Below are 2,967 nucleotides of genomic sequence, written 5' to 3' on the forward strand. Positions count from 1 at the left end.
TGACCGATGCGGTCAATTCCGCCCTCGACCGGGCCCGCACCGCCTCGCGCGATATCCAGGCCGATGCGCTCGATGCCTCCGAACGCGCCGCTAAGGCGCTGTCCGCGCTGAAGGCCGCAAGCCTCGATGCGACAGCGACGGCGCGCCAGCTCAGAGCAGAGACAGGTGTGTCGGACGCGGATGTCCGCGCGTCGAAGCTCACCGTCGAGCCTGACCCTTATCTCCATGACGGGTCGGCGCGCGAGACCACCAGCGACAAGCCGGCGGCCCCGCGCGGCCCCAGCCAGCCAACGCTCGAAGACGATGATGTCTTTGACGAGGAGGATAAGACCTCGTCCAGCGCTGTGGCGGCTGAGACGCCCGATGATGGGGAACTCTTCGAAAGCCCGCCGGTCGCCAGAGATGAGGCGCGCACGGATAATGCTGTCGAGACCGCACAGGCCTCCTCTGTCCAGGCCGTCAATGAAAACGAGGCCGGCCCAACTGCAGGCACGAGCGAGCCGGTCCAGTTCCGCCGCCGCGTCACAGACCGCCTGCCCGGCTATCTCAAGCCCGTCGGCGGACGTCAGGTCGCCAATCTGGCCGCCGCTGAATCCCTCGACGAGGAGGATGAAGAAGAGCAGGCCACCGGCAGCGCCGAAACCGAACCTCCCGAAGCCCCCGCTGAGCCTGAGCCTGAAGCGGCACCAGCCGCCGAACGGGCGGATAGCCAGCAATGGCGCGACATCATCGCCGACATGGAGCGCGACGAGCATGAGACGCTGCCGCGCGAGGAGAATGCCGAGGAAGTCATTCACAGGCTGATGGATTCCGGCATCCGGCTGAATGAAATCTTCCGCCCGCGCGACAAGAAGCGTATCGCGAGTGCCGCCCGCAAGAGCGAAGGCATGCGCCGAAAGGCGATCGTCGATGCGGCTGCGCGCCAGGTCCAGCGCGTGCAGAAACGCCTCGATATTGACGGCCAGCTGATGACCATGGCGCGCGAATTTCTTGCCATGGAAGAGCCTGACGCCCTGATGGCCCTCGACAAGACGTGCCATTCGTCAAAACCTGCGAGTGCGCGGCTGTCGGCATTCCTGCTCATTGACGCCGCGCTCGGCTGAGCCGGCGCTTCCCCCTCAAACGGAGGCTATCATGCGACGTTTTCTGACCCTCGCCCTCATGACGATGATGATGCCTGTCTTTGCCTGGGCGCAATCGGCGATGCTGTACCGCTCACCGACATGCGGGTGCTGCCTTGGCCACGCCGATTATCTGCGAGAGCAGGGATTTGAGGTCGAGGTGGTCGAGCTTGAAACCGAAGCCCTCGCCTATCTGAAAGCCGAGCAGACCATTCCCCGCAAGCAGCAGGGCTGCCACACGATCATGATTGAAGGCTATGTTGTCGAAGGCCATGTGCCTGTGGATGCGATCAACAAGCTTCTGGCGGAACGCCCCGACATCAAGGGCATCGCCCTGCCCGGTATGCCCATGGGCTCGCCAGGCATGGGCGGCGAGAAAACCGCGCCTTTCGCAGTCATGGTGATCGGTGAGGATGACGAGGTCTTCGCTGTCATCTAAAGTGCCGGGATGGCTGCCCGCGCTCCGCAAAACGCCTTTGACCGCTTCCAGGCCGCCAGATCCGGCAGCTCACTTGAATCAGAGATCGCGCAGGAAACCGCTGCCGCGCTTGGCCGGTCAGGCCGTGCCTTGCGCAAGGCGCTCGAGGCGCTGAACACGCCCGCGTCCGGCGATGAGCGCGAAACCCTTTTGCTGAACGCGGCCGAAAAAGCCCAGGGCTATTTTATCCAGCGCGAGATGATGGGCATCCGGGATCACAGGGAAATTATTCGCGAATACGCGATTCCAAAAGCCGTGCTTGTCCGGATCGGGATATATCGCTCACGATCATGAATCGCAGGCAATAATCCGCCTCTTCTTCGTCATTTCCACGCCAAGTCAACGGTGTTGCCACCGGCATTACAACGCTCGCTTCCACGGACACCCTGTTCAACGACCTCATCAACAAACAAGAGGAATCGTTGACATGACTTTTATTTCCAAAATTAGCCCGAGCGGATGTTTCAACCTGATGGCAGGGGCCGTCGTTGCCGGCGCCTTGAGCTGCAGCCTGGTCTCTACAGCAGAAGCTGCTCCGGCCAGCACCCAGCAAGAGGTGGATTTTTCCTTCTATCGGACTGCGCCCGTGACACAGACCTACAAGGATTTTGAACGCACGGCCCGCCGCGCCTGCCAGAGCGACTCTACCATGGCAAAGCTCACGCGCCTTCGCCTGGACGAACGCAAATGCGCTGCTGACCTGCTGGACCGCGCAGTGGAAAAAGCGGGCATCCCTGCCCTGATCACGTACCACGCCGACCAGGCCGCACCAGCGCCCCGGACGACCATCTCTTCGTCCAGATAGACACTGATGTCGGTCACTTGGGGGCCTTGCCACGCTCGCAAGGCCCCACCTTTTTCCTTCGGAAGCCCCCTCGGCCCAACGCGCCTGCGTGTGGGATTTTCTGGCTTGGGGCAAAAGCGGGACATGCGCTATAAGACGGCTCGCCTCTTCTATTTCGCAGACAATAGGTCCGGCCCAGAAAATGCTTGCCATTCACGCCTTCGGACCTCTTCGGGTAACGCTCGACGGCAAGCAGTTACCGCTCCCAGCGTCCAAAAAAACCCGCGCCCTGCTCGGCTTTCTGGCCCTCACCCACAATCTACAGCGGCGCGAACGGCTCTGCGAACTCTTCTGGGAGATCCCGGACGATCCGAGAGGCGCCCTTCGCTGGTCGCTCAGCAAGCTGCGCCCGGTCGTCAATTCAGACGAGACCACACGCCTCTTTGCCGACCGCGAACGCGTGCAGCTGCACCTCGACGATCTGACAGTGGATTTTCTCGACGTGAGGGCGATTGCCAATGGAAATGAGGCAAGTGTCGACGCGCTCGAGGCCGCATGGGAGACCTCCCAGCCCACCCTCATGG

The 2,967-nt window shown here is 62.2% G+C and carries 5 protein-coding genes; all 5 read left to right on the top strand.

Annotated features, from left to right (window positions below):
- A partial coding sequence (locus WA989_RS14455) for a hypothetical protein (RefSeq protein WP_424341186.1) occupies nucleotides 1-1,103 on the top strand: 1,103 nt, incomplete at its 5' end.
- Between the two features lie 31 nt (nucleotides 1,104-1,134).
- Complete coding sequence (locus WA989_RS14460; RefSeq protein WP_424341187.1) at nucleotides 1,135-1,560, top strand: DUF411 domain-containing protein; 426 nt, start codon at nucleotides 1,135-1,137, stop codon at nucleotides 1,558-1,560.
- Nucleotides 1,561-1,569: 9 nt separating this feature from the next.
- Nucleotides 1,570-1,893: a DUF6665 family protein gene (locus WA989_RS14465; RefSeq protein WP_424341188.1), complete on the top strand. Its 324-nt coding sequence runs from the start codon at nucleotides 1,570-1,572 to the stop codon at nucleotides 1,891-1,893.
- Between the two features lie 133 nt (nucleotides 1,894-2,026).
- The gene (locus tag WA989_RS14470) at nucleotides 2,027-2,404 is read left to right on the top strand and encodes a hypothetical protein (protein WP_424341189.1); all 378 of its coding nucleotides are present in this window, start codon (nucleotides 2,027-2,029) and stop codon (nucleotides 2,402-2,404) included.
- Nucleotides 2,405-2,585: 181 nt separating this feature from the next.
- Nucleotides 2,586-2,967, top strand: a 382-nt coding sequence (locus WA989_RS14475; protein WP_424341190.1) for an AfsR/SARP family transcriptional regulator, incomplete at its 3' end; no start/stop codon positions are given.

The sequence above is a fragment of the Henriciella sp. genome (genome assembly GCF_049649345.1).
GTDB lineage: Bacteria > Pseudomonadota > Alphaproteobacteria > Caulobacterales > Hyphomonadaceae > Henriciella.

Excerpts from the sequence above, each read along its gene's own strand:
- WA989_RS14460 (WP_424341187.1), top strand. The coding sequence starts at position 1,135 with ATGCGACGTTTTCTGACCCTCGCCCTCATGACGATGATGATGCCTGTC.
- WA989_RS14465 (WP_424341188.1), top strand. The coding sequence starts at position 1,570 with ATGGCTGCCCGCGCTCCGCAAAACGCCTTTGACCGCTTCCAGGCCGCC.
- WA989_RS14470 (WP_424341189.1), top strand. The coding sequence starts at position 2,027 with ATGACTTTTATTTCCAAAATTAGCCCGAGCGGATGTTTCAACCTGATG.